Annotated in this window: 23 protein-coding genes; 8 read left to right on the forward strand and 15 right to left on the reverse strand. The window is 61.4% G+C overall.

The window, feature by feature from the left end; all coding sequences use genetic code 11:
• Positions 1-77: 77 nt before the first annotated feature.
• The 3 genes from LIY45_RS08070 to LIY45_RS08080 form a co-directional block, all read right to left on the reverse strand.
• On the reverse strand, positions 78-761 hold the full coding sequence (locus tag LIY45_RS08070; RefSeq protein ID WP_226475915.1) for an anti-sigma factor: 684 nt from the start codon (positions 759-761) through the stop codon (positions 78-80).
• Complete coding sequence (locus tag LIY45_RS08075; RefSeq protein ID WP_226475916.1) at positions 758-1,285, reverse strand: sigma-70 family RNA polymerase sigma factor; 528 nt, start codon at positions 1,283-1,285, stop codon at positions 758-760. The genes LIY45_RS08070 and LIY45_RS08075 overlap by 4 nt, the downstream gene beginning before the upstream one ends.
• 70 nt (positions 1,286-1,355) lie before the next feature.
• Positions 1,356-1,877: a DUF3455 domain-containing protein gene (locus LIY45_RS08080; RefSeq protein ID WP_226475917.1), complete on the reverse strand. Its 522-nt coding sequence runs from the start codon at positions 1,875-1,877 to the stop codon at positions 1,356-1,358.
• 136 nt (positions 1,878-2,013) lie between these two features.
• On the opposite strand from LIY45_RS08080, the gene LIY45_RS08085 reads away from it, so the two are divergent.
• Positions 2,014-2,793: a class I SAM-dependent methyltransferase gene (locus tag LIY45_RS08085; RefSeq protein ID WP_226475918.1), complete on the forward strand. Its 780-nt coding sequence runs from the start codon at positions 2,014-2,016 to the stop codon at positions 2,791-2,793.
• 82 nt (positions 2,794-2,875) lie between these two features.
• Positions 2,876-3,661 carry a sulfite exporter TauE/SafE family protein gene (locus tag LIY45_RS08090; protein ID WP_017475580.1) on the forward strand — a complete coding sequence of 262 codons (786 nt, stop codon included), beginning with the start codon at positions 2,876-2,878 and terminating at the stop codon, positions 3,659-3,661.
• Here the strand turns inward: LIY45_RS08090 and LIY45_RS08095 are convergent.
• Complete coding sequence (locus tag LIY45_RS08095) at positions 3,658-4,893, reverse strand: acyl-CoA dehydrogenase family protein (protein ID WP_226475919.1); 1,236 nt, start codon at positions 4,891-4,893, stop codon at positions 3,658-3,660. The two genes, LIY45_RS08090 and LIY45_RS08095, sit on opposite strands and share 4 nt — an antisense overlap.
• A gap of 263 nt (positions 4,894-5,156) precedes the next feature.
• On the opposite strand from LIY45_RS08095, the gene sfnG reads away from it, so the two are divergent.
• The gene (gene sfnG, locus LIY45_RS08100) at positions 5,157-6,248 is read left to right on the forward strand and encodes a dimethylsulfone monooxygenase SfnG (protein ID WP_226475920.1); all 1,092 of its coding nucleotides are present in this window, start codon (positions 5,157-5,159) and stop codon (positions 6,246-6,248) included.
• Here the strand turns inward: sfnG and LIY45_RS08105 are convergent.
• Positions 6,232-7,332: a GNAT family N-acetyltransferase/peptidase C39 family protein gene (locus LIY45_RS08105; protein WP_026077744.1), complete on the reverse strand. Its 1,101-nt coding sequence runs from the start codon at positions 7,330-7,332 to the stop codon at positions 6,232-6,234. The two genes, sfnG and LIY45_RS08105, sit on opposite strands and share 17 nt — an antisense overlap.
• A gap of 94 nt (positions 7,333-7,426) precedes the next feature.
• Here LIY45_RS08105 and LIY45_RS08110 point away from each other — a divergent pair, with 94 nt between their 5' ends.
• Entirely contained in the window at positions 7,427-9,013 is a 1,587-nt protein-coding gene (locus tag LIY45_RS08110; protein WP_026077745.1) for a RimK family protein, read from the forward strand.
• Positions 9,014-9,019: 6 nt separating this feature from the next.
• The gene (locus tag LIY45_RS08115) at positions 9,020-9,961 is read left to right on the forward strand and encodes a magnesium transporter CorA family protein (protein WP_218262772.1); all 942 of its coding nucleotides are present in this window, start codon (positions 9,020-9,022) and stop codon (positions 9,959-9,961) included.
• 132 nt (positions 9,962-10,093) lie between these two features.
• Here LIY45_RS08115 and map read toward each other — a convergent pair whose 3' ends face one another.
• The gene (map, locus tag LIY45_RS08120; RefSeq protein WP_226475921.1) at positions 10,094-10,855 is read right to left on the reverse strand and encodes a type I methionyl aminopeptidase; all 762 of its coding nucleotides are present in this window, start codon (positions 10,853-10,855) and stop codon (positions 10,094-10,096) included.
• Positions 10,852-11,055, reverse strand: coding sequence for a ParD-like family protein (locus LIY45_RS08125; RefSeq protein ID WP_017475587.1), 204 nt, complete (start codon positions 11,053-11,055; stop codon positions 10,852-10,854). The genes map and LIY45_RS08125 overlap by 4 nt, the downstream gene beginning before the upstream one ends.
• A gap of 258 nt (positions 11,056-11,313) precedes the next feature.
• On the opposite strand from LIY45_RS08125, the gene ilvA reads away from it, so the two are divergent.
• Together ilvA and LIY45_RS08135 are read left to right on the forward strand one after the other, a co-directional pair.
• On the forward strand, positions 11,314-12,333 hold the full coding sequence (gene ilvA / locus LIY45_RS08130; protein ID WP_226475922.1) for a threonine ammonia-lyase, biosynthetic: 1,020 nt from the start codon (positions 11,314-11,316) through the stop codon (positions 12,331-12,333).
• A gap of 510 nt (positions 12,334-12,843) precedes the next feature.
• Positions 12,844-13,119, forward strand: a complete 276-nt coding sequence (locus LIY45_RS08135; RefSeq protein WP_063029815.1) for a DUF1652 domain-containing protein — start codon at positions 12,844-12,846, stop codon at positions 13,117-13,119.
• Between the two features lie 90 nt (positions 13,120-13,209).
• Here the strand turns inward: LIY45_RS08135 and LIY45_RS08140 are convergent, their stop codons facing one another.
• Positions 13,210-13,470: a DUF2790 domain-containing protein gene (locus tag LIY45_RS08140; protein ID WP_226475923.1), complete on the reverse strand. Its 261-nt coding sequence runs from the start codon at positions 13,468-13,470 to the stop codon at positions 13,210-13,212.
• 278 nt (positions 13,471-13,748) lie between these two features.
• Here LIY45_RS08140 and aqpZ point away from each other — a divergent pair, with 278 nt between their 5' ends.
• Positions 13,749-14,441 (forward strand): aquaporin Z, encoded by a 693-nt coding sequence (gene aqpZ, locus LIY45_RS08145; RefSeq protein ID WP_260525266.1) that lies wholly within the window; start codon positions 13,749-13,751, stop codon positions 14,439-14,441.
• A gap of 2 nt (positions 14,442-14,443) precedes the next feature.
• Here the strand turns inward: aqpZ and LIY45_RS08150 are convergent, their stop codons facing one another.
• The 7 genes from LIY45_RS08150 to LIY45_RS08180 all read right to left on the reverse strand — a co-directional run bounded on the left by LIY45_RS08150 (position 14,444) and on the right by LIY45_RS08180 (position 24,195).
• Positions 14,444-17,050 (reverse strand): autotransporter outer membrane beta-barrel domain-containing protein, encoded by a 2,607-nt coding sequence (locus LIY45_RS08150; protein WP_226475925.1) that lies wholly within the window; start codon positions 17,048-17,050, stop codon positions 14,444-14,446.
• Positions 17,051-17,206: 156 nt separating this feature from the next.
• Positions 17,207-18,145, reverse strand: coding sequence for a carbohydrate kinase (locus LIY45_RS08155; protein ID WP_226475926.1), 939 nt, complete (start codon positions 18,143-18,145; stop codon positions 17,207-17,209).
• A gap of 12 nt (positions 18,146-18,157) precedes the next feature.
• Entirely contained in the window at positions 18,158-19,639 is a 1,482-nt protein-coding gene (gene xylB / locus LIY45_RS08160) for a xylulokinase (protein WP_226475927.1), read from the reverse strand.
• 147 nt (positions 19,640-19,786) lie between these two features.
• A complete protein-coding gene (locus LIY45_RS08165; protein ID WP_226475928.1) occupies positions 19,787-21,268 on the reverse strand; it encodes a mannitol dehydrogenase family protein in 1,482 nt (493 codons plus the stop codon).
• A gap of 18 nt (positions 21,269-21,286) precedes the next feature.
• Entirely contained in the window at positions 21,287-22,390 is a 1,104-nt protein-coding gene (gene ugpC / locus LIY45_RS08170; RefSeq protein ID WP_017475595.1) for a sn-glycerol-3-phosphate ABC transporter ATP-binding protein UgpC, read from the reverse strand.
• 37 nt (positions 22,391-22,427) lie between these two features.
• A complete protein-coding gene (locus tag LIY45_RS08175; protein ID WP_003215312.1) occupies positions 22,428-23,258 on the reverse strand; it encodes a carbohydrate ABC transporter permease in 831 nt (276 codons plus the stop codon).
• A gap of 10 nt (positions 23,259-23,268) precedes the next feature.
• Positions 23,269-24,195 (reverse strand): sugar ABC transporter permease, encoded by a 927-nt coding sequence (locus tag LIY45_RS08180; protein ID WP_017475596.1) that lies wholly within the window; start codon positions 24,193-24,195, stop codon positions 23,269-23,271.
• Between the last annotated feature and the right edge of the window lie 110 nt (positions 24,196-24,305).

Below are 24,305 nucleotides of genomic sequence, written 5' to 3' on the forward strand. Positions count from 1 at the left end.
ATAGCGCAATGGTGACGCCATAGCCCCGAGATGTAATGCCAGTGCACGAACTGGCCTTCCACAACATTGCATTACGTTCAGATTACTTTAACCGCCCGGCCAATTGCCTGAATCGGACCTGTCGGCTTGCCGGTTTTCGAGCCACCCGGGTTTTCCAGGGTCAGCTCAAACAGCTGGTTCGGCGCCAGTGGCGGGAGTTTGTCCAGCGGCACTGACAACGTCTGCCCTGGCTTGACCAAGCCCAGCGACACCGGGCCTTGCCAGTCTTCGCCCTTGGTCCAGAACTGCAAGGTCTTGTCTGCCGGTACTTCCATCACGCCCAGTGGAATCAGCTGGATTTCCTGAGTATTGCTCGCCTGGATCACCCAGCCCGGCGCCTGGTTCTGCGGGGCCACCAGCACCACCACATAAGCGGTCGGGTGGATGACCGCCGTACGGGTCAGGAGCAGCGTCGCCAATACCAGGCTTGCCGCGATGCCGGCACCGGCCAGCCCACGCCACAGGGCCAGCCGGTTCCACCACGGGACGGGCGAACCGTGAGTGGCCGAATGCCCCAGGCTGCGTTCGATGCGTCGCCATAAATACACAGAAGGCGTTGCGGGCGGGGCCTGTTCGGTCAATGGCAACAGGCGCTGCTCCCAGGCGTCCACCGCTGCGCGTAACGCGGTGTCAGTTGCCAGGCGCTGTTCCACCTCGGCACGCTGCTCGGCGGGCAAGGTGCCCAGCACATATTCGCTGGCCAGTTCGTCGATGCTGTTCATGCCATGCACTCACGCAATGCCGCGAGGCTGCGTTTGATCCACGCTTTCACGGTGCCCAGCGGGGTACCGAGTTTTTGCGCGATTTCGCTGTGGGAATAACCGTCTACATACGCATGCAGGATGCAATTGCGGCGGGCCGGGTCGAGTTGTTCGAGGCAACTGTAGATGCGCCCCGAGCGCGCCTGATAGTCGAAGGTGTCGGTGTGTTCTGCACGTTCATGCTCTTCGCTGAGGGGCACTTCGCGGCCACTGCTGCGCACAGCATTCAGCGCCAGATGCCGGGTCACGCTGTACACCCAGCCGCGGGCCGAGCCTTTGTGCGGGTCAAAGCTGGCGGCACCCTTCCAGATCTTGATAAAGGCGTCATGCACGATGTCTTCGGCCACGGCCTTGTCGCGCACGATGCGCAAGGCCACTCCCAGCAGCCGGGAGCTTTCCTGTTGGTACAGCCCGCGCAAGGCCGGTTGTTCGCCACGGGCGCAGGCCAGCAGGCAGGCTTCATAGTCAAAATCGGCTTCAGGCAAAGACAGGTTTCCAGGTGGAGGCCCCGGCGGTGAGCCCGGGGCGCTTTGGCAGCAGCGTAGACGAGTTTGGTTAATTGGCCGCCCAGAAGATGTAGTCGGCCTGGTACTTCACCACTGCCTGCTGGCCCTTGTTGGCGGCAGTGCATTCGGTGCTGGGCGCCACGCCACCCTTGAGGGCGACCCGCTGAATGTAGGCGACGCCACTCATCGCGCCCTTGCCTTCGGCGGGGTTGGCCTTGACCAGTTGATAGGGCAGGTTGCCGGGGCTGGACGGCGCCACCGCCAACTGGGTGCCGGTGACTTTCGAACCGTCCTTGGCCTGCCAGGTGGCCGGCGGGCCGAAGTAGCTGCCGACCTGCTGGCCATTGCGGTCATTGAGCACGGCCTTGGGCCCGACAAAAAACCATTCGGTCTGGCCGGCAGCGTTGGCCTTGTCCCGGCATTCATAAGTGATTTCGCCGACTCCAGTGGTTTCCATCGCCACCTTGTGACCGTCCGGCACCTTGATGCTGTCGGGTAAACCGGTCTGGGCAAAGGCGGTCGGTGCAGCGGCAAACAGGCAGGTCACGCAGAACAGGGCTTTGGCGTTCATCGGTGTCTCTCCTTAAGGGCAGCAAGGCGCTGCTACCTGTACTACCCACGGCACGTGCAAACGGATGCAGCGATTAGAAAATAAATCGGCAAGGGCGCACACTATGGCCCCCGCACTACCAGAGGAGAGATTGGCAATGACCGGTGTTCACACGTCTGCTCAACAGGGTTTCTCTACTCAGGCCGTCACCTACGCCCAAGGCCGACCGGACTATCCACGGCAACTCACGGGCTGGCTGACCGACGCCCTGCAGATCAATTCCCACTCCACAGTCATCGACCTGGGCGCCGGCACCGGCAAGTTCACCCGTTTGCTCAGTACCGTGGCGCCGACATTGATTGCGGTCGAGCCGGTGGAGGCGATGGGCGCGCAGTTGAGAAAACTGCTGCCGAGCGTGCGCCTGCTGTCGGGCACCGCCGAAGCCATTCCGCTTGAGGCGGCAACCGCCGATGCGCTGGTGTGTGCCCAAGCGTTCCACTGGTTTTCCACGGAAGCGGCCCTGGCTGAAATTCACCGGGTGCTCAAGCCGGACGGTCGCCTGGGGTTGATCTGGAACGTGCGGGACGAGTCGGTGGACTGGGTCGCGGCGATCACCGAAATCATCACGCCTTACGAGGGTGACACCCCACGCTTTCACACCGGACGTTGGCGCGAGGCGTTCACCGGCGAGTATTTTTCCGCCCCCGAGATGACCTGCTTCCCCTACAGCCACGTGGGCAGCCCCCAGGAGGTGATCATGGATCGCTTCCTCTCCGTGAGCTTTATCGCGGCATTGCCGGAGGCGGAAAAGGCGCTGGTCACCGAGCAGTTGCAGTCGCTGATCAACACCCACCCGGCCTTGCGTGGTCGTGAGACCGTCGCGTTCCCGTACCAGACCCAGGCCTATCGCAGCCAGCGACTGACGAAAAAAGCATAAAGTCAGATCGTATTGATATAAGTCGTTATAAGAAAAATCGCTATGCTGCGGCCAGAATTTTATAAGGCCGCAGGTAGTGGTAATGGATGTAGGTAATTTTGGTTTCTCGATTGCTGGCCTGATTGTTGGATTTATCGTGGGAATGACCGGTGTCGGCGGTGGCTCGTTGATGACGCCGATCCTGCTCTGGTTCGGCATCAATCCGGCCACCGCCGTGGGCACCGACCTGTTGTATGCCGCCATCACCAAGTCGGGTGGGGTGCTGGTTCACAGCAAGAATCGCAACATCGACTGGACCATCACCGGCTGGCTGACCCTGGGCAGCGTGCCTGCGGTGTTGCTGACCTTGTGGTTCCTCAAGAACCTGGACACCGATCCCGCCGCCTTGAACGCGGTGATCAAGCAGTCCCTGGGCGTGGTGTTGCTGCTGACGGCAACGGCGATCCTGTTCAAGAACAAGCTGCTGGCCTTCGCCCAGCGGCATGCCGGCGACGACTACAAAATGGCGCCGCGCAACCTCAACGCGCTGACCATCGTCACCGGCGCGATCCTCGGCACCATGGTGGCCCTGACCTCCATCGGCGCCGGCGCCCTGGGCACCGTGGCGCTGTTTATCCTGTACCCGTTCCTGGCCACCAAGCGCCTGGTGGGCACCGAAATCGCCCACGCCGTTCCGCTGACCCTGGTCGCCGGCCTCGGCCACGCGAGCATGGGCAACATGGACTGGACCCTGCTGGGCTTCCTGTTGCTGGGCTCGCTGCCGGGGATTTATGTCGGCAGCCACATGGCCGGCAAGGTCCCGGACGGGATATTGCGGCCTTGCCTGGCGTTCATGCTGGTGATGATCGGCTTCAAACTGACGTTTTAACGCGCCGGCCCATTGCCGATCTGCCACACAAAAGGCGGCTCGGCGCCATTGATTACCCAGTCGCCGACAATCCGCGCCTTGTAGATCACCGGGTTGTGGGACGACACCGTGCGTGCATTGCGCCAGTGCCGATCAAGGGCTTTGCCCTGGCGCACATCCGACGCCCCCAGCGCGTTGAACAGTTCAGTGGTGGCACGTTGGATCAGTTCCGAGACCACCACCTGCGCCGTGGCTGATTCGATTTCGGCGGCGACATTGGCTTCGCGCTCCACCGCATCATCCCCACCGAACCTTGCCACGTAAGCCCGCTGCGCCGGGACGGTTGCCTTCAGCGCACTGGCTTCGGCGGCGTACACCCGTGCCGCGACTTCGCCCACCACTTGCTGAATCTGCGAATCCTGGCTCACATGGGCTGCATTGCCGTGGCTGTAGATCCGCTTGCGGCTGCGCACCTGATGCGCCACATCCTTGAGGGCCGCGCGGCCGATGCCGGCCAGGGTGGCGAGCAGGACCAACTGGTAGAACGCGGTCTGGTATTTGAAACGGGTGGCAAAGTCGATGACGTTTTCCGCCTCCACCACCGCGTCGGTAAAGCGCGAGGTGCCGCTGCCGGTGGTGCGCTGGCCAAAGCCGTCCCAGTCATCGCTTTGCACCACCCCGGGCTGACGGGTGCGGGTGGCGGCAATCACGTCGCCGCCGGTGTCGCTGCGTTGGGCGTAGACGTCGATCCAGTCGGAAAACAGGCTGCCGGTGCTGTAGAACTTCTCACCGTTGAGTTTCCATTTGTCGCCGTCAGGGCTGACTTTAGTGACGACATCGCCGATGGCCACACTGCCGATTTCGGTCCAGGCGCAGCCGACGATGTCGCCGTCGACAAAACGTTTGAACCAGATGTCCCGCGCTGCGCCGGGTGCGGCATTCAGGCGGTCTTCGGCAAACGCAAAGTGCCCGCGCAGGGCCTGGGGCACGTTGGAGTCGGCCTCGGCGAGCTCGATCAGCAGTTCAAACAGCTGGGGCAGGGAGGCGCCGCCACCGCCGTATTCCACGGGCACCCGCACGGCGCCAAAGCCGGCTTGCTTGAGCCACTGGATTGGCTCGTAGGGCAGGGCGCGGGTTTGTTCGCGTTCTACGGCACCCTCGGCGATGCGCTGGAAAATCGGCCGGAAGCGTTCGGCCAGGGCGTGATAATCGACGCCGGTGGACAGTGGATTGATCACGTGATGTTCGGTCATGGGGACGGCTCCTGGGCAGTTGGACAGTGGCGCTGTTGCACGGTCCATGCCGGGTGCCAATGGCCGTGTTTACGGGCGCGGGGCAGATTCAACTGTTGCTGCGGCAACAGCAAAACGACAAACCAGTGTAATCCGTGACACTTTCCCGCAAGTCGCCTTTTGCCCATTTCAACGCGCCAGGCCCCTTGGTCCGGGCCTCTCACCGGCACTGGCACACTTGCTGCTCCCTACCTTGCACATGTCAATCCGCGAGGTACAGTCCGATGAGTCAGCAAGCCGTCAAATTTGCCTACTGGGTGCCCAACGTCAGCGGAGGGCTGGTGGTCAGCAAGATCGAACAGCGCACCCACTGGGGCATCGACTACAACCGCAAGCTGGCGCAGTTGGCCGAGGAAGCCGGCTTCGAATACGCCCTCACCCAGATTCGCTTCACCGCCGGCTATGGCGCCGAATACCAGCATGAGTCTGTTGCGTTCAGCCATGCGTTGCTGGCGGCCACCACCAAACTCAAGGTGATTGCGGCGATCCTGCCCGGCCCATGGCAACCAGCCCTGGCGGCCAAGCAACTGGCGACCATCGACCAACTCACCAACGGCCGCGTGGCCGTCAACATTGTCAGCGGCTGGTTCAAGGGTGAGTTCCAGGCCATCGGCGAACACTGGCTGGAGCACGACGAGCGTTATCGCCGCTCCGAGGAATTTATCCGCGCTTTGAAAGGCATCTGGACCCAGGACAACTTCACCTTCCGCGGTGATTTCTACCGCTTCGACAATTACAGCCTCAAGCCCAAGCCACTGGGCGAGCCGCACCCGGAAATCTTCCAGGGCGGCAGTTCACGGGCCGCGCGGGACATGGCCGCACGGGTGTCAGACTGGTACTTCACCAACGGCAACACCCCGGAAGGCATCAAGGCTCAGGTGGACGATATTCGTGCCAAGGCCGCTGCCAACCACCACTCGGTGAAAGTCGGCGTCAACGCGTTTGTGATTGCCCGTGACACCGAGGAAGAAGCCCGCGCCGTGCTCGCGCAAATCATCGAGCAGGCCGACCCGGAAGCCGTCAACGCATTTGGCGATGCGGCAAAGCAGGCGGGCAAGGCATCACCGGAAGGTGAGGGCAACTGGGCCAAGTCGACCTTTGAGGACCTGGTGCAATACAACGACGGCTTCAAGACCAACCTGATCGGCACCCCGCAACAGATCGCCGAGCGCATCGTCGCCTTGAAAGCGGTCGGCGTGGACCTGGTGCTGGCGGGCTTCCTGCACTTCCAGGAAGAAGTCGAATACTTCGGCCAGCGCGTGCTGCCGCTGGTGCGCGATCTGGAAGCCAAGGCCGGGATCAAGCAAGTCGCCTGAACACCACCACCGCCGCCCGCAATTTGTTATTGCCGAACCGGCACATTCGCTCGAACTCCCCGTGGCTGACCGGCAGGTGCTGGCAGTCCATGGGTTGGCGATGCTGGCTGTGATCCACGTCCGGGTCGTGCAGGTACACGAAGTCTTCGTCGCAATCGGTGACGATCACCCAATGGGGCGATTTGGAGCGGGTCAGCCGGTAGCTGCTGATCAACACCAGTGGCTGCCCGCCGTCGCGCAGCACCTGGGGTAGATCCAGCGGGCCGCCGAGCACTTGCTCTACGTCGCTCAAGGCCAACTCTTCCTCGAAGGCGTCATGCACCAAACGCATGACGTCTTTTTTATGCTGATCACGCACCCCGTCGAGAAACAACGGCCCGCTGACGTTGACCTGCATGCGCACCCGAAAGCCCCGGCGCCAGGCGGCGAGTGCCAGGCCTTGGGGGCTGCAACCGCCATGGCCGGCGGTCATGAACACGGTGGTTGCTTCGCGCCAGATCTGCAGCTCTTCCCGGCGCTGGGCCACCCGCGCAGGTTCCAGGGCGCCCATGGCCATCAGCAGGCTGGCGGCGCCACAGGTGAAGTCGGTGGTCTGCTGGTAATAGGGCACGCTCAAGGCCCGCGCGTCCTGATGCTGGAGGATGCGTTTCTCCAGGCGCAGGGCGGGGGCGTGGTCTTCGTAGTAGTCGTTGACCAGGGCAAAGCGACGATAGCCGTTGCGCTCGTACAGGGCGATGGCGCCGGGGTTGTCGGTGCGCACTTCCAGGCGCAGGTAGGCGCAGTCATGTTCCACCGCACAGGCTTCGATGCGCGTCAGCAGTTGCTTGCCCAAGCCCAGGCCCCGGGAGGACTCGGCGATGGCGATGGAATACAGGCGCGCCAAGGAGGTGCCACGGTGGAACAGCACCAGGGCGTAGCCCAGCAAATCGTCACCTTTTTCCGCCACCAGCAATTGCCCGTGGGCGCGGCTGACCATCCACTGGAAGCTGCGGGTGGAGAGCCGGTCCGTGGTGAAACAGTGCTGTTCCAATGCCACCAATGCAGGCACGTCATCGGGTGTTGCAACGCGAAAGGAAAGAGCCATGTGACCGCCGTAAAAGTTGCGTAACGAAACGGGACTTCTCTAAAAGATCGTGCTTAATAGAAAAGGTCTAGTTCTCTAAAGCGGATCAATCAATATGTCAGCGGTACAAGGTCATTGGCGTGAAGTATCCGAGCAAACAGTGGCGGCGACAATAACTTCCAGCGGTTATTTTTCCAGCCCTCCCAAGAGTGCAAGTCAAGTCGTGATTATTGTCGAGCGCAAGGAAGACTGGGCGTCGTACTTCCCCAGCGAAGACATCGTCACCGCCCAGGAATACCTTGAGCAAACCCGGGAAAACGACACGGGCAAGCGGGTGCAGGTGATCAACCTGTGCCGCAGCTACAAGTACCTGGGGCACGGCTACTACTGCTCGCTGCTGGCCGAGGCGCGGGGCCACAAGGTGATTCCGTCGGTGCGCACCATCAGCGAACTGACGAAAAAGTCCCTGTACGGCCTGGCCCTGGATGACCTGGATAAAACCCTCGACAAAGCCTTGAGTCACCATCTCTACAGCAATACCGAAGGCTTTACCCTGACACTTTACTTTGGCCGAACCAATATTGAACCCTTGCAGGATTTGGCGCGCCAGTTGTTTGAAGCCTTCCCTTGTCCAATCCTGTTAGTTGAGTTTCGCAAGAATAACGGTTGGCACATCGAAGGCATCAAGTCTGGGGTATTGCACAAGTTGCGGGATGACCAGGAAGATCAATTTGCCAATGCGCTGGATAACTTCAGCCGCAAGATCTGGCGTCAACCACGCTCCCGACGGTTGGCCCGCTATGACCTGGCGATCCTGCACGACCCGCAGGAACAATTGCCGCCGTCCAACGCCCGCGCCCTGGACAATTTCGTGCGGGTGGGCAAGGGGCTGGGCATCGATGTGGAGCTGATCGAGCGCAAGGACTACGCCCGCCTGGCCGAATACGACGCCTTGCTGATCCGCGAGACCACCAGCGTCGACAACCACACCTACCGTTTCGCGAAAAAGGCCGAAAGCGAAGGGCTGGTGGTGATGGATGACCCGGCGTCGATCCTGCGCTGCACCAACAAGGTCTACCTCACCGACCTGCTGAAAAGTCATCAACTGGGCATGCCCGCCACCGAAATTCTCTACAAGGAGCGACCCGAAGATTTCGAACGGGTGGGGGAGCGCCTTGGCTTCCCGCTGGTGCTGAAGATCCCCGACGGGTGTTTCTCCCGCGGCGTGATCAAGGTCGAGAGCCAGCAAGCGCTGCTGACGGCCACCGCCGAATTGTTCGAGCATTCTGTGTTGCTGCTGGCCCAGGAATTTTTCTACACCGAGTACGACTGGCGCATCGGCGTCCTCAACCGCAAACCGATCTTTGCCTGCCAGTACTTCATGTCCAAGGGCCATTGGCAGATCTACAACCACAAGGCCATCGGCCAGGACATCAACGGCGAGTGCCGCACCCTGGCGGTCCACGAAGCCCCCAAGGCGGTGGTGGAACTGGCGGTAAAAACCGCCAACCTGATCGGCGACGGCCTGTACGGCGTCGACCTCAAGCAGTCCGGCGACAAGGTGGTGGTGATCGAGGTCAACGACAACCCCAATATGGACGCCGGCATCGAAGATGCCTACCTGCAAGACGATTTGTATTCCCTGGTACTGGAGGAGTTCGTACGACGCCTGGAGTTGAAGCGTCAAGGCCAGGTGTGGTGACGCGCGATGATCCAGCGCTTTGAATTGACCGATGGCAAGTTGTACAACAGCCTGGGGGACGGCGGGGATGTCTTGCTGTTCAGCAATCCTGACCCCCACGAGCGCAAGTACCTGCGCGACTGCTACAAGCTCGATGAACACGCCCTGGCCTCGGCGCTGGACCCGGACGAAGTGTCGCGCATCGAGTTCCACCCCGATAACCTGTTCCTGATCTGGAAGCGCCCGGAGAACTATTCCGGTGGCGGCAACCTGGTGTTTGAAGTGGCATCCTGCGGCCTGCTGTTCTCCGGAGACCAACTGTTGGTGATCGCCACCGACGACAGCCAGCTTTCCGGGCTGGGCGCCCGCCGGCCATTGCGCACGCCACTGGATGTGTTGCTGGACCTGCTGCTCAACAACATCCATCACTACCTCGGTCACTTGAAGGTGATCAAGATGGTCGCCCGGGAATTGCAGCAGCAGTTCAATGCATCGATGAGCAATCGCCACCTGATGCAGATGTTCAACCTCAGCGAAAGCCTGATCTATTACATCAACGCCCTGCACAGCAACGGCGCGGTGCTGACGCGCCTGCGCAACCATGGGGAAAAGGAGCATTTCAGTGCCGAGACCCTGGGCCTGATCGATGACCTGATCATCGAGAACAACCAGTGCTACAAGCAGGCGGAGATTTACTCCAACGTGTTCTCCGGGCTGATCGATGCCCGGGGCAACCTGATGAACAACAGCATGAACAACCTGCTGCGCAAGCTGACGTTGATCAACGTGGTGTTCCTGCCGCTGAACCTGATTGCGAGCGTGGGCGGTATGTCGGAATTCAGCATGATGACGGCGGGCACGCCGTGGTGGATTTCGTACCCGTTGTTCATGACGGCGATGGGGCTGGGGGCGGGGTTGATGGTGTTGGGGTTGAAGCGGATTGCCGGGAGTGGCGATAAGGCAGTATGACGATGTTCGGGAGGCTTATTGTGGCGAGGGAGCCTGTTGTGGCGAGGGAGCTTGCTCCCGCTGGAGTGCGCAGCGCTCCCGTTTTTTGGGGCTGCTGCGCACCCCAGCGGGAGCAAGCTCCCTCGCCACAGGTCATTCGCCGGTGCTGTGTTGCAACGTCAACACCTCAAACCCATCCCGGGTAACCGCCACGGTATGTTCCCACTGCGCCGACAGGCTGTTATCCCGCGTCACCACCGTCCAGCCATCCTTCAAGCTGCGCACCTTGGCGCTGCCCTGGTTGAGCATCGGCTCAATGGTGAACACCATGCCTTCGCGCAATTCCAGCCCGGTACCGGGGCGGCCGAAGTGCAGGATCTGCGGCTCTTCGTGCATCTCGCGGCCAATGCCGTGCCCGCAATATTCACGCACCACGCTGTAGCCGTTGTTCTGGGCATGGCTCTGGATGGCGTAGCCGATATCCCCCAGGCGCGCGCCGGGCTTGACCTGGCGGATGCCGGCCCACATGGCTTCAAAGGTCATTTCCACCAGGCGCCGGGCCTTGGGCGCGACGTTGCCGATCATGTACATCTTGCTGGAGTCGGCGATATAGCCGCCTTTTTCCAGCGTGATGTCGATGTTGACGATGTCGCCGTCCTTGAGCACGTCCTTGGCGCTGGGCATGCCATGGCACACCACCTCGTTGATGGAGGTGTTGATGCAGAAGGGGTAGTCGTATTGCCCCAGGCTCGCCGGGCGCGATTGCAGGTCATTGCGGATGAATTCTTCGACGGCGCTGTCGATCTCCAGGGTCGACTGGCCGGCGGCGACAAAGCCGTCAAGCATGGTAAACACCTGGGCCAACAGACGGCCGGATTCGCGCATCACCTCGAGTTGTTCCGCCGTCTTGATCATTGCGCGCGCCCCCGGATCAGGTCGGGTTTGTCCAGCAACAGTTTGTTGATCAGGTCGTTATAGGCCAGGTGTGGATTGAGCTCGGCGAGCAGGCCGATCTTGATCCAGAACTCGGCCTGGGCGTTGATGGAACGGTCCATGGTGGCGCTGGCCAGACGGAGTTGTTCGTGCAATTGGTCGGTGATCTTGACGATGCCCATGAGCTTCACTGTGCAGGTTTGATATACAAAGCGTATACGTTTCGTATGCTCCACGTAAAGCCTGGCGTTTCGCCATTGACTTGCCCGATGGCGCCGGTTAATTTTGATTCATGACATTTCAAACCTTTCGTTGCCAGCCAAGCATTATTACCGCCATTCCTCATTTGGCGGGATAGCGCACGGCTGCACCCAAACCCGCCCTAGAGGCGGGTTTTGTTTTTCCGTCTCCAGGGCCTTGTCAACACCCAGGAGACATCCATGAGTACCCGCCCGGCGAGCCAGCCCCAAGATTCGGGATTGCTTGAGCACTACGTGAAGAAAATCCTGGCCGCCCCGGTCTACGACCTGGCGGTGCGCACGCCATTGCAGGCAGCGCCGGCGCTTTCGGCGCTGCTGGGTAATCAGATCCTGCTCAAGCGCGAAGACTTGCAACCGACCTTTTCCTTCAAGATCCGTGGCGCCTACAACAAGTTGGTGCAGCTCAGTGCGGAGCAAAAGGCCCGGGGCGTGATTACCGCGTCGGCGGGCAATCATGCCCAGGGCGTGGCATTGGCGGCGCGGGAGTTGGGGATCAAGGCAACGATTGTCATGCCCTGCAGCACCCCGGAGCTGAAGGTGTTGGGGGTGCGCTCCCGAGGCGGTGAGGCGGTGTTGCATGGGGCCAGCTTTCCGTTCGCCCTGGCCCATGCGTTGCAGCTGGCCGAGGCCACCGGCAGCACGTTTGTCTCGCCGTTCGACGACCCGGACGTGATTGCCGGGCAGGGTACAGTGGGGATGGAAGTGCTGCGCCAACAGCAAGGGCCGCTGGACGCGATCTTCGTCCCGGTGGGCGGCGGCGGGTTGATCGCCGGTATCGCCGCCTACGTGAAATACCTGCGCCCCGAAGTGCGCATCATCGGCGTCGAGCCCGAAGGCTCCAGTTGCCTGCTGGCAGCCTTGCGCGCGGGGAATCGAGTGGTGCTGCCGAGTGTCGACAGCTTTGCCGATGGCACGGCCGTGGCCCAGATCGGCGCCTACGGTTTTGAAATCTGTCGGCACCATGTGGATGAAGTGATCACCGTCAGCAATGACGAACTGTGCGGTGCCATCAAGCTGATCTACGACGATACGCGATCAATTACTGAGCCTTCAGGTGCCCTGGCGGTGGCGGGTATCCGCAAGCATGTGGCGAAGACCGGCATTCAGGGGCAAACATGGGTGGCGATCAACTCGGGGGCCAATATCAACTTCGATAGTTTGCGGCATGTTGCTGAACGAGTGGCCGCCCAGGCAGGTTAAACGTTTAATCTAACGAATGTTTAATTTAGTTACATTCACCCGTTTGGATAGCGGCTATTAAGGTGGGAAAAGTTTTTTGCGGGCACTTATAACGAGCCGTCTTTCAATTTGCATGACGCCAACGGCGGCTCGTTGCAAGACGCATGAAACTGCGGGCGTATTTTTTTCCGAAAGCCCCGATTTTTCTGGGGCGCACAGCGGTGCGTCTGGCGGCACGTTTAATGCTTTATAAGATCTTGTTACAACTCTGAATGAGCAATAAACACAGCGGTTAATACCCCGAACGGATGGGGTAATGGCGGTCTGCCACGTAACTTATATAAGTAATGTGGTCGCTTATGAGGAAAGGATCCAACGCATTGCAAGCGAGCCTAGTAGGCTGGGTAAGTAAAGCCGTCTGCCAGGGCTGGTCAGGCGCAAACGGCGCGCGGGTCACTGCGTTCGCCAGCCGTACGAATGACGAATATTGATAACAATCGATTGGCAATCTCATAAAAGGAGAGGTCGGCCATGCTTTCGGATCTGGAATTACGCGGCATTATTGAAGGAAGTTTCCTGCCTAAGCGCTGTGAAGTCACCAAGGCGCCAGACGCCTCGCTGACGGTGAAGGTCTATCACGAGATCGACCATGACCGGGTCGACCTGGTGGTTACCGGCATTTGCGCGAACAAGCTCGACAGCAGTCGGGCGATCTGCAACTTGATTACCGAGTTGCGTGAAGACCTCAAGCACACCCACACCCATGCGCCGGCCCTCAAGAGAGCCGGCGCGCGTCCTTTCTATTAAACGGACGGCTGAGTTTCACTCAGCGCACACCAGCGGGCCTGGATCAATGCCAGGCCCTATGCCGTTTCCGTGATCACATCGTACATTGGGTCAATTCTGCCAGTCGCAAGCGTCTGACAGTTTGCGATAGCCCACGTCCTGGACTTTCCCTTGACTGTCCACGAACTTGATATCGGCATTGATCACTTTGCAGACATTGGTGTCGGGTTCGTGCATGGCAAGTACCTTTTGCACATCCATCTTCTCGCCGTAGTGATAAGGCGTGATGACGGGTGCGGTGTCAGCCTGCGCCATCCCCGTTACAGCCGTCAGGGCCAGTGCAGCACCGAGCATTAACGTACGCAGTTTCATGGTGTTTCTCCGCAAGTCGTTCGCAGGCTCAACAACGTGATGAACCGCGGCCGCCCTGGGCAATGGCGGGTGCCATGCGAGTGCGGTCGATTCAACTGTCGTCCCGGGGGATTAACCATCGATTAAGTGAGGCTTTACTGACAAAAGCTTCATCTTCAGCACCGTCAATATCTCGCGCTCTTTAACCGGAAAAGTCTGATACGAGCCGGTAACCCCGCTTGCTACCGTCGGCGCCGGGTCCATCAATCGGATGGCGTTGACATTGGATGGAGTTGGGTTTGCAAAAGAAAATCGCAGCAGAATTTCTTGGGACGTTCTGGTTGACCTTCGGCGGGTGCGGCAGCGCGATACTGGCCGCGGCGTTTCCGGAGCTTGGGATAGGCTTCGCCGGTGTCGCCCTGGCCTTTGGCTTGACGGTGCTGACCATGGCCTACGCGGTGGGCAGTATTTCCGGTGCGCACTTCAACCCGGCGGTGACCATCGGTTTGTGGGTGGGGCGCCGGATGCCGGGGGTTGACGTGGTGCCGTACATCATTGCCCAGGTGGCGGGTGCGATTGTCGCCGCCGCCGTGTTGGCGCTGATCGCCAGTGGCCGTCCGGGGTTTGAAGTGGGCGCTTTCGCCGCCAACGGCTATGGCCAATTGAGCCCCGGGCAGTACAGCCTGCTGGCCGCGTTGGTGGTCGAGGCGGTGGCGACGTTCTTTTTTGTGTTCATCATCATGCGTGTCACCGGCCCGGGTTCGGCTGTCGGGTTTGCCCCGATTGCCATTGGCCTGACCCTGACGCTGATTCACCTGGTGGCCATCCCCGTCACCAACACCTCGGTCAACCCGGCGCGCAGCACCGGGCCGGCATTGTTTGCCGGCGGGGAATACCTGATGCAGTTGTGGTTATTCTGGGCGGCACCGATAGCGGGTGCGGTGGTGGGCGCCATCGTTGCCCGCGCGGTCACCTGCCCCAGGGAGGCATGAGCCTACCAGCTCATGCGTACCCCGGCGTTACCGCTGAAACCCTCCAGCGTATTGCTGTCCAGTTGGGTGTTGTAGTCCGCCGCCAGGTACACGCTGATGGTGGACGACAACTTGGCGACAACGCCCACACCGAGGTCGGCAGTGGATGACGTGTGATCGGTTTTAATCCGGTCCACGTCGTCGTAGGTCACCGTGTCACTGCCACCGAACGTGCGCCAGGCGTTGGCCCGCACATACGGTTCGATCGGGGTGTTCTGCACCAGGTAACGCCCCTTCAGGCGTGCTCCGAGGCGGCCGGTCCAGTAGTCCTGGGAGTCGAAGGAAACCTTGGAGATACCGTCATGCTGGTGGTCCATGTCAATCTGCTGGTTGATCACCTGCACCTGGGGTTCCACCACCCAGTGTTCGGAGACGGTAATCGGGTAGCCGGCTTCTGCCGAGAGGGCCAGGGCTTGGCCCTTGTTGTCGATCTTCACGTCACGGTCGGACTTGCTGTCACCGTCGAAGCGCGTGCCCATGGCCACCAGGTCCACGTACCAGCCTTTGGGGTCGGTGAGGGTCCAGTAGGCGCCGAAGTTATCGCCCTCCAGCTTGACCCGCCCGGAGCGGTTGTCCTGGAAGCCCATTGAAAAGCCCTTGATGTCGCCTTGCAGGCGGCTTTGGCCGATGAACAGGCCGAAACGCTGGATCTGCCCGCCGCTGGTCTCGGAGGCGTAGAGGTCATGGCCCACTTGATAGCCCTTGATGGAACCGTCGAAGCTCGGTGATACCGTGCCCGACCAGCTCTTGTTGAAGTCACTGCCATAGGCACGGCTCCAGCCCGCCGGAACCGGTCCGGTTTCGCTGAGCAGGCTTTGTTCGCCCTGGCGGTCGTGGAAGGTGCCCAGGGCTTGCAGGGTCATCAACTGCGCGGCCGGGACGACCACCGAGTACACCGGCACCTCCAGGCGATACAACGGAATCGGCTCGGCCCCGGCGATGGCGGCAGGCAACACCGGGTTGCTCGCTGCCGACTCCGGCGACATGGCAGCCGCGACCTGGCTGGGCGGCGGAGCAGGGGGCTCCACCGGCGCGACGGGTTGCGCGGTCGGTGGCTCCACGGGCGGTTCATCCGGCGCGACCACAGGCGGCACTGGCGGGATCGGCGGCACGGGCACCACCACCGGCGGCGTCGGCGGGACAGGTGGAACCGCCGGTGGCTGCACGGCGACCACCGACGAACGCAAGTACCAGTTATTTTCCGTGCCGGCGGTGACACCACCCTTGAACAGCAGATACTCATAAGCCCCAGCGGATACCGAGCCTTTCAGGGCAAACGCGTCGGTGCTGCTCGTCGCACCGTTGACGGCTTGCACCACTTCGATCCCGCTGTTTTGCGTGAGGCCGCCCAGGCCACCGAGATTGCTCACGGTCAGTTGTGTGTGCCCGCTGATGGTCCCGTCAGACACCACCAGTTTGTCGGTGGCCGAGTTCTCGTCGCCCAGTACGGTTTGCAGCCAAAGCTGCCCATTGTTGCCCACATAATTGCCGTACACCGTCAACGTATCGGTGGCGCTGTTGCTGCGGCTGGTCATGTCGAGGGTGCCGGCATTATTCAGGGTGGCCAGTGCGCCTGCGGTGTAGGGGCGGATACTGCCTTGCGTCACGCCCAGGGTGCTGTTGCCATCGATGTTGAAGGTGCCGGTATTGCTGGCACTGTCGCCGAGGAAAAAGTCGCCGGCCAGGTCGAAACGCGAGTTGTTGTTGAGGTTGACCGTTTCCCAGCCGATATAGCGGGCGGCGGTGCTGGAAGTGGTGTTGTCGAAGGTCAGTTGGTCATTGCCCAGGCCACCGTCAATCGATGGCGTGCTGCTGAGCAGGGTTTCATTGAGGCCGCTGATCAGGGCGGTGTCGTCGCCGTCGCCCATGAGCACGGCGGACTTGATCTGGCCGCCATTGAGCCAGTTGAAGGTGTCATTACCGACACTGGCGCGGATCTCGCCATTGATGACGCCGCCACTCACGGTAATGCTGTCATCGCCGCCGCTGGTGCTGATATTGCCGCCGATGGTGCCGCCGGAGACGGTAATGCGGTCAATGCCAAAACCGGTCACCAGGTTGCCGAGGATCGCGCCGCCGGACATGTCATAGAGGTTGTTGTCCAGCTTCATGTCCACCCGGCCGATGGTGCCACCGGTCTGTTGTGCCACGTCGCCGTCTTCAAACGCGCCGACGATGGTGCCGCCGCTCATGAAGAAAGTGTCGCGGCCATCACCCTGGGCCAGGGATTGAATCTGCCCGCCCGTCATCACGAAGTCATCGATGCCGGCGCCTTGTTGCACCGCGCCGGTAATCAGGCCCGAGTGGATTTGTACCGAGTCGGCGCCGGCACCGAAGGTGACAGTGCCGTTGATGGTGCCGGTGCCGCCTGCGGGCAGGGTCAGGGTGTTATTGCCCGTAAGGTCGGTCAGGCCGGTGGGGCTGCTGCCGCTGTCGCAGGTATAGGTATCGTTGCCTGGGCCCGGGGTGAGCACGCAAGCCGCCAAGGTTTGCTGGGGGGCCAGGTAATGCAGTGAGAGGATGCCGACAGCCAAAACGGCGCGAGGATGAAACGTCCGTTTATTGCGCATTGATCTGCCCTGTTTTTGTTATAAAAACTGCACCTGTTTTTTGGGTTTAGTACAGTTTTTGACACAGTGCGGGATTTTCTGACAGATAACCGCAGGGCTGTAAGCCACGTCATACGTGGCTTACATAGTGGCATATTGATTTTTGCCGCGTATTTGTCAGTCCAACTGACGACGATAGGGCAGGTCCGGCCCGGTCTTGCTGCAGGTGAGTGCCGCCGCGCGGATAGCGAAGGTGAGCATGCGGCTGATCTGTTCGCGGGACAGCTGTTGCAGGCCCTCCACCGAGTCCAGTTGCTGCTCGGTCAGCCAGGCAATCAGCGCGGCCTGGAAGGTATCGCCAGCCCCGACCGTGTCCGCCATGACCACCTTGACCGCTGGCGCCGACCAGCTGCCGTGCTGGCGGCTGAACACCGTCGCGCCGTCGCCGCCACGGGTCAGGAACACCAGCTGGCAACGGTGTTGCAACCAGCCTTGCAGGACACTTTCCGGGGTTTGGCCGGGGTAGAGCAGGTGCAGGTCTTCGTCACTGACCTTGATCAGGTCGGCATGCTTGACCAGTTCGGCCACGCGGGCGCGCCACAGCTCGATGTTCGGCTCGGGGTTCAGGCGTACGTTGGGGTCGAGGCTGATCAGGCGCTTGCCACTTTCCCGGCGTACCAGGGCCAGCAGCGTGTCGGCAATCGGCTGCACCACCAGTGAGAACGAGCCGATGTGTACGCCACGCACTTCGTCGCCCAACGCCGGCAGATGCTCAAGTTGCAACTGGCGGTCGGCGCAGCCTTCACCGCGAAAGCTGTATTGCGGTGAGCCATTGGCACCCACGGCGACCATTGCCAGGGTGGTCGGCGCGGCGAACGCCACGAGGTACTCCTCGCTCACGCCTTCATCCTTGAGCACCTGCAGCAGGCGTCGACCCAGGTAGTCGTCGGAGAGGCCGGCAAAAAAGCCCGCATCGATTCCCAGTCGACGCAAACCTACTGCGACGTTGAACGGCGAGCCGCCGGCAATCGCTTTGTAATTGACCCTGGATGCCTTGCCGCTGGCATCATCCTCGCTGAAAAAATCAAACAGCGCTTCGCCACATACCAAATACATATTCGTTCGCTCTTAAAGGGATGCCACGTGCTGTTGATAACGCTCATAAGCCTGCTGGTAGGCACTGACGCTGCCGGCATCCGGCACCGTGCGGCTGGCTGCGTCGACGCTCACGCAACGCTGGCACAGCTGCGCCAGGCTCTCACCGGACTGGCACCACGCCGCCTGGATCGCCGCGCCCAGGGCCGCCGCTTCGCTTTGTTCGGTGCAGACCACTTCGGTGTTCATGATATCCGCGACCATCTGCCGCCACACCGGACTTTTCGAACCGCCACCGATCAGGCGGATGCTCTGGCTTTGCAGGCCGGTCTGGCGCAACAGGTCCAGGCCGTAGCGCAAGCCGAAGGTGGTGCCTTCGACCACGGCGCGGCACAGGTTGGCGCGGGTCAGGTTGGTCATGGTCAAACCGTGCAGGCTGCCGGTGGCGTGGGGCAGGGCGGGCACTCGCTCGCCGTTGAGGAACGGCAGCATGCTCACGCCGTCGGCGCCAATCGGTGCCTGGGCCACCAACCCGTTGAACGCCGCCAGATCCAGGTCGAACAGCTCGCGGATGACCCCGGTGGCGTTGGTCAGGTTCATGGTGCAGATCAGCGGCAGCCAGCCGCCGCTGGATGAACAGAAGGTCGCGACCGACGCCTGCGGGCTGACGTTGGCCTGATCGGCAAAGGCATACACAGTGCCGGATGAGCCCAGGCTCATGGTGATCACACCGGGGACGATATTGCCGGTGCCGATGGCGCCCATCATGTTATCGCCGCCGCCGCTGGAGACTTGCGCATTCGGGTTGATGCCCAAGCGCTCGGCGATGGCGGGCAGGATGGTGCCCACGGCTTGATTCGCTTCGATCAACTCGGGCAGTGCCGCTTCCAGTCGCCCATCGGGATCAATGTGGCGCAACAGTGCCAGGTCCCATTCACGGGTGCGCACGTTGAAATAACCGGTGCCGGAGGCATCGCCGTATTCGGCGCAGGCGCGGCCGGTGAGCCAGTAGTTGAGGTAGTCGTGGGGCAACAGGATATGCGCGATGCGCGCGAACACCTCCGGGTGCTGTTCGCGGGTCCACAGCAGTTTGGACACGGTGTAACCCGGCGCGATGGCCACGCCGAGGCGTTCCAGGGAGCCGCTTTCACCGCCCAGGTGTTGCAACAGGCGATCGTTTTCCGGTGCGGTTTCGGTGTCGCACCACAGCTTGGCCGGGCGCAGCACCTGGCCTTGGTCATCCAGCAATACCAGGCCGTGCTGCTGGCCGGAAACGCCGATGGCGAGGATGTCCTGGCCGTCCACGCCGGCCTGTTGCAAGGCGCGGTGAGTGGCTTCGGTAAAGGCGTCCAGCCACTCCTGAGTGTGCTGTTCGCGGCGGCCATTGGCGCCGCTGATCAGGGTGTGGCTGGCGGCGCCCAGGCCCAGGACTTTGCCGCTGCTGGCGTCCAGCACGATGGCCTTGGTGCCCTGGGTGCCGCAGTCGATGCCGAGATAGAGGTTTTGCTGGGTCATGGTAGGTCGCTCAGCCTATTGTTATGGAGAACTCGGTCAATGTGGGAGCGGGCTTGCTCGCGAATACGGTGTGTCAGTCAACGCAAATATTGACTGATCCACCGTATTCGCGAGCAAGCCCGCTCCCACATTTTTGATTCGGTTCCGTCAGTTGAGATTGGCGAGCAGCCGCTCCAGCGTTTTGCTCACACCCACATCCTGCAGGCTCTCGAAACACCGCTCAAACGCTGCCACAAACGCAGGCGAGTTGGGAATAGCCGTACCAAAAATCTCTTCCACCCCCAGCAGCCGCTTGCTGATCAACGTGTCTTCCGTCACCAGCCCCTGGCAAAACTCGGCGCGAGGGTCCGGAATGCGGTAGATCACCCCATTCTCATCCACGCCTTTCAAGTACAGCGCCCACGCGGCCACCACCAATGCGGCACGCTCGGTCTCGCGCCCGTCGGCAATCAGGCGGTTGATGGTCGGTACGGTGAACTTGGGAAACTTCGACGAGCCATCGGAACACACGCGCTCCAACTGGTCGGCAATTGCCTGGTTGGAGAAGCGGTCCACCAGGGTCTGTTTGTATTCGGTCAGGTCGATACCCGGCACCGGTGCCAGGTTGGGCGTGACGTCCAGGTCCATGTAGGCGCGCATATAGGCCACAAACAACGGGTCGTTCATGGTTTCGTGGACGAAGCGATAGCCCTTCAGGAAGCCCAGGTACGTCAATGCCAGGTGGCTGCCGTTGAGCAGGCCGATCTTCATTTCTTCGTAGGGCGTCACGTCATCGGTGAACTGCACGCCCACCGTTTCCCATGCCGGGCGGCCATTGACGAACTTGTCTTCCAGCACCCACTGCACAAACGGCTCGCAGACCACCGGCCAGGCGTCGTCAATGCCGTGCTCGTCATGCAGCTGCAGGCGGTGCGCAGTGCTGGTCATCGGCGTGATGCGGTCGACCATGGCATTCGGGAAGCTGACATTGGCCTTGATCCACTCGTGCAGGTCAGCGTCATGCAACGCGGCGAAGGCCAGCAATGCCTTGCGGGTCACCGCGCCGTTGTGAGGCAGGTTATCGCAGGACATCACGGTAAACGCCGGAACCCCGGCTGCCCGGCGCTGGGTCAACGCCGCGCAGATAAAGCCAAACACGGTTTTCGGCGCGCCCGGGTTGGCCAGGTCATGCTGGATCTGCGGCAGGTGGGCCATGAACTCGCCGTTGCTGTCGTCGATGCAGTAGCCGCCTTCGGTGATGGTCAGCGAGACGATCCGAATCTGTGGGCTGGCCAGCTTGTCGATCAGCGCCTGGGCACCGTCTTCGGCCAGCAGCATGTCGCTGATGGAACCGATGACGCGCACTTCGGTGTCGTCGGTGTCCCCCAGTTCATACAGGGTAAACAGGTAGTCCTGGCCGGCCAGGTCGTCCCGGGCCTTGCGGTCTTCGGCGCGCAGGCCCACGCCGCAAATGCTCCAGTCCAGGCCCACGCCGGTATTCATCAAGGCGTCGGTGTAATACGCCTGGTGCGCGCGGTGGAAACCGCCGACGCCGATGTGCGCGATGCCCTGGCAGGTATTCGCAATCGCATAGGCTGGCAGTTGCACTTCAGGCGCCAGTTGCGTGAGGTTTTGCTTGTTCAGTTTCATCGGGAAATTCTCGCGAAATCAGGCGGCGGCGCGCAGTGGACGGGCCACGGCAACACCGTCAGCGTCGAACAGATGGCATTGGGTCGGGTCCAGGTACAGCTGCAGGGTTTCGCCATACTGGCTGGCCATGTCGCCACGGATCCGCAGGGTCAACGGCTCCTTGCTGGCGGTGATGACGTGGCAGAAAGTGTCGCTGCCCAGGCGCTCGCCGACGTCGGCGGTGACGGTCAGGGTGGCCTGGCCAGGGGCGGCGATTTCCAGGTGTTCCGGACGAATGCCCAGGGTCACCGCGCTGCCAACGCTCAAGGTGGCGCTGCTCAGGGGCAGGCTGATGCGGCCGCCGGCGTCCAGTTCGACTTCGCAGCTCTGGGCATCCACGCGGCTGACCTTGCCTTTGAGGAAGCCCATTTTCGGCGTGCCCAAAAAGCCCGCGACAAACAGGTTGGCCGGCTGGTGATACAGCTCCAGCGGCGAGCCCACCTGTTCCACGCGGCCGCTGTTGAGCACCACCACCTTGTCGGCCAGGGTCATGGCTTCGACCTGGTCGTGGGTCACGTAGATCATGGTGGCTTGCAGTTCTTTATGCAGGCGCGACAGCTCCAGGCGCATCTGCACCCGCAGGGCGGCATCGAGGTTGGACAGCGGCTCGTCAAACAGGAAGATCTTCGGGTTACGCACAATCGCACGGCCGATGGCGACACGCTGACGCTGGCCGCCGGACAACTGCTTGGGCTTGCGCTCAAGCAGAGGGCCCAACTCCAGGATACGCGCCGCTTCGTTGACCTTGCTCTCGACAATCTTCTTGTCGACGCCGGCCAGGTCCAGGGCAAACGACATGTTTTTGCGCACGCTCATGTGCGGGTAGAGGGCGTAGGTTTGGAACACCATCGCCAGGTCGCGCTTGGCCGGGGTGACCTCAGTGATGTCGCGGCCATCCAGTTCGATGGTGCCTTCGGTGACTTCTTCCAGGCCCGCAATCAAGCGCAGCAGGGTGGATTTGCCGCAGCCCGACGGGCCGACGAACACCACGAATTCCTTGTCGTTCACCTCGAGGTCGATGCCCTTGATGATGGAGAAACCTTCGAAGCCTTTTTGCAGATTCTTGATTTTCAGGTTGGCCATGATGGGCCTCCGCTTCTAAATATGTTTAAAGGAGCCGTTACTTCACGGCGCCGAAGGACAAACCGCGGACCAGCTGTTTCTGGCTGATCCAGCCAAAGATCAGGATCGGCGCGCAGGCCAGGGTCGACACGGCAGACAATTTGGCCCAGAACAAGCCTTCGGGGCTGGAGTAGGAGGCGATCAGCGCGGTGAGCGGCGCAGCGTTGGACGAGGTCAGGTTCAGCGACCAGAACGCCTCGTTCCAGCACAGGATCAGCGACAGCAGCACCGTGGAGGCCAGGCCGCCCTTGGCGATCGGCAGCAGCACCCGGACCATTTCCTGCCACAGGGTGGCGCCGTCCAGGCGGGCGGCTTCGAGGATGTCCTTGGGGATGTCCTTGAAGTAGGTGTAAACCATCCAGACCACAATCGGCAGGTTGATCAGGGTGTAGATGATGATCAGCGCAATGCGCGTGTCCAGCAGGCCGAAGCTCTTGGCCAGCAGGTAGATCGGCATCAGTACGCCCACCGGCGGCAGCATCTTGGTGGAGAGCATCCACAGCAGCGTGCCCTTGGTGCGCTTGGTCTCGTAGAACGCCATGGAGTAGGCGGCCGGTACCGAGATCAGCAGGCACAGGGCGGTGGCGCTGAAGGAGATCAGCACCGAGTTCCAGGCGTAGCTGAAGTAGTTGCTGCGCTCGTTGATGTGCAGGTAGTTCTCCAGCGTCGGCGTGAAGATGAACTGCGGCGGCGTGGCGAATGCGTCGATTTCGGTCTTGAAGCTGGTCAGCACCATCCAGAAGATCGGGAAGAAAATCAGGATCGCGATGGCCCAGGCCAGGGTGCCGAGCAGCACGCTTTGCAGGCGGCGGGATTGTTGAAGCGTCATGGCGCGGCCCTCAAGGCTTGTCAGTCAGGTTTTTGCCGATCATCCGCACCAGGATGATCGCCGCGATATTGGCGATGACCACGGCAATCAAGCCGCCGGCCGAGGCCATGCCCACATCGAACTGCACCAGCGCCTGGTTGTAGATCAGGTAGGCGAGGTTGGTCGAGGCGTAGCCGGGGCCGCCGTTGGTGGTGGTGAAGATTTCCGCGAACACCGAGAGCAGGAAGATGGTTTCGATCATCACCACCACGGCAATCGGGCGCGCCAGGTGCGGCAGGGTCAGGTGCCAGAAGATCGCGATGGCGCCGGCACCGTCCAGCCGCGCGGCCTCCTTTTGTTCCTGGTCGAGGGACTGCATGGCGGTCATCAGCAGCAGGATCGCGAAGGGCAGCCACTGCCAGGACACGATGATAATGATCGACAGCAGCGGGTAATGGGCCAGCCAGTCCACCGGCTGGGCGCCGAACAGCTTCCACACGTAGGCGAGGATCCCCGACACCGGATGGAAAATCAGGTTCTTCCAGATCAGCGCACCGACGGTGGGCATGATGAAGAACGGTGAAATCAGCAACACCCGCACCAGGCCGCGGCCGAAGAACTCGCTGGCTTCCAGCAGGGCGCTGATCAGTACGCCAAACACCACGCTGATCAGCAAGACGCTGCCCACCAGCAACAAGGTGTTGGTGGCGCCGGGCAAGAAGCCCGAGTCGGTGATGAAGTAGGTGAAGTTCTCCAGCCCCACGAACTGGTTTTCGCCGGGGTAGAGCAGGTTGTAGCGAATCAGCGAGAAGTACAGGGTCATGCCCAGCGGCACGATCATCCACAGCAGCAACAAGGCCACCGAGGGGCTGACGAGGAACCAGCCGGGGTTGATCAAGCGGCTTTTACGCGGCTTGTCCGGCGAAGCGGTTTGCACTTGGGCAGTGGTGGTATTCATGGTGATCAGGACCAGTCAGGTACATGCAGAGCGAGAGTCGAAGCGCGGTCAATGTGGGAGCTGGCTTGTGTGGGAGCTGGCTTGCCTGCGATGGCATCCCCCCGGTTTAA

It is taken from the genome of Pseudomonas sp. MWU16-30323 (assembly GCF_020515595.1).
Taxonomy (GTDB): domain Bacteria; phylum Pseudomonadota; class Gammaproteobacteria; order Pseudomonadales; family Pseudomonadaceae; genus Aquipseudomonas; species Aquipseudomonas yamanorum.